Origin of the sequence: Pedobacter sp. (assembly GCF_035566355.1) — a bacterium.
In the GTDB taxonomy this organism is placed as follows: Bacteria; Bacteroidota; Bacteroidia; order Sphingobacteriales; family Sphingobacteriaceae; genus Pedobacter.
Genome location: NZ_DATMRL010000263.1, coordinates 1 through 2,057 on the forward strand (window position 1 = coordinate 1; position 2,057 = coordinate 2,057).

2 protein-coding genes are annotated in these 2,057 nt (G+C 40.5%); both read right to left on the reverse strand.

Annotation, left to right across the window (positions count from 1 at the left end; translation table 11 throughout):
• Positions 1-527, reverse strand: a 527-nt coding sequence (locus tag VNZ46_RS10355) for a hypothetical protein (protein WP_325560095.1), incomplete at its 3' end; no start/stop codon positions are given.
• 65 nt (positions 528-592) lie between these two features.
• Positions 593-2,057: hypothetical protein (locus tag VNZ46_RS10360; protein ID WP_325560096.1), on the reverse strand; the 1,465-nt coding region annotated here is incomplete at its 5' end.

The window sequence follows — 2,057 nt, forward strand, 5'->3', positions numbered from 1 at the left end:
AACACAAAAAGGATATTAAGCAAAAGTGAGGGAAAGGGAGATTGCAGAACCTGCTCCCTAAGCTGTTGTTGTCGCATAGATGCCCTGAAAAACAGGGTCATCAGATTTGCCAGATACTTGGCAAAAAAGAATTTGACAATGGCAAAATAGAACAATAACCCCACCATAAAATAAAACATCCCTTCAAAGGATTCGGGCTCATAAAGTTCAGTCCGTTTATGCAGGGGCCTGCCAAGAAAGTTAAAAAAAAGCTGCGCTTTCAAAAGTCCCATCCAGCTGGCAGGTAAATTGCTGAAATCCATTGGTTTTCGCTCACTGAACCGGATTGAGTCGGTATTATAAACAACAACTGTGTCTACAATCGTTTTTACCTGTTTTCTGATGAAAGGCTTTATAATTGTTGTATCACCCGTTATTTGTTTTACCGATGTTGTATCAGCTTGCCGGATGGTATCGGAAGTCGATTGCGCCCTGGCGAGGCTTATCTGAAAAAATATAAAGAAGAATAGCGCAGTTCGTTTTGCCAAGGGATGAAAGGTTAACGGTTGACGGTTACGGATTCCCGCAAAGGTTGTGATTCAACGCATATCTTTTAAAAAAAGTTTACATACCCCAGGTGAATCTTTGCCTGTCTGAATTCAAACGGATTGCTGTCCTGCTTTCCAATTGCATAGGACATGTTGAAAATCCCGGCTTTGGTTTCAAATGCCAATCCGAGCCCAATACCCAGATAAAGATTGTTGATAGCATAACCTGGCACATCATTTTTTGCCCAACCTCCATCAATAAAACTAAAAAGAAAGGAATTCATGCCAATCAGATAACGATATTCAAGGCTGCCCACGGTGTATTCAGAAGCCAGAATACTTTCTTCATCAAATCCTCTCAATAACCGATAACCTCCGATTTGATACAATTCATTCCGGAAAATTTTGGGACTCTGGTACCAGGCTGCATTCACAGCAAACCGGATCGTAGAAGCACGGCTAAGTTGAAAATAATGTGCTCCGGCAATGTTAAGACGAAACTGATAGGCCGAGGTTTTGACTGTGTCATATAGGGTACTATAATCGAATGAAGGATCATTTTCGTCCTTGAGTTTTGTGATTTCACTATTTTTCTTCAGTCTTTTCGTACCTGCAGATCCTATAAAATAAAGTTCGTTTCCGCGAATAGCATTAAACCTGTAATTCGTATTATTAAAATCATAAGAAATACCCAAGTTCAGGGAACTTACATCTGCTACTTCAGGCAATTGTCTGGTAGCAATAATCTGTGCGGTATCAATGGTCAGGACTGTGCACCCAGTAGTTTCGATAAAAATGGATCCCTTCTTGTTCATAGATGAATTAAACTGTATTCCCAGTATTCCGTCTGTATTTATATAAGAAGAGTCTTTCTTGTATAATGAAAAAGCCAGATTGACTCCATATGGGGAATGAAACAGGTAGGGTTCCTGGAAATTGATAATGAGACGGGGTGATTGTTGTTGTAACTGTTGCCAGTCAAGCCCAAGACTTTCCCCATTCCCAAAAGGGTTCCTGAGTACTACGGTTGCCTGGCCGGTAACCAGTAATTTGCCACTTCCCAGCTGATCATTATTTGGCAATAATCCTACGAGCACATCAATCTGGCTGCTCTTTTTAGGCTTCAGGTATAAATTTAATATAGAACCTGTACCGAGCATATTAACACTCCAGGGTCTTTCCTCCTGCACAAAAGGAAGTTCCATTATGCGCCTGCTGATCATTAATAACCTGTCTTTTCGGTAAATACTTCCTTGCGGAATGCCAAGGTATCTTTCCATGAATTCCACAGAAATTTTTGCAGTTCCTACAATACGGATGCTGTCAATTTTATACAATGGTCCTTTCTCAATATTGAGTACGGCACTAATGGCGCCATTTTTTATCGCAACACTATCCAGCGAAATTTTAGCAAACGGATAACCGTTATTTTCCATATAATTAAGCAGCTGCAATTCTTCGGTTTGAAAATAATCGGGTGTAGCTGGTTTACCTGAAAGTTTTTTCGAGTCCCATCCGGCAGACTCCAAC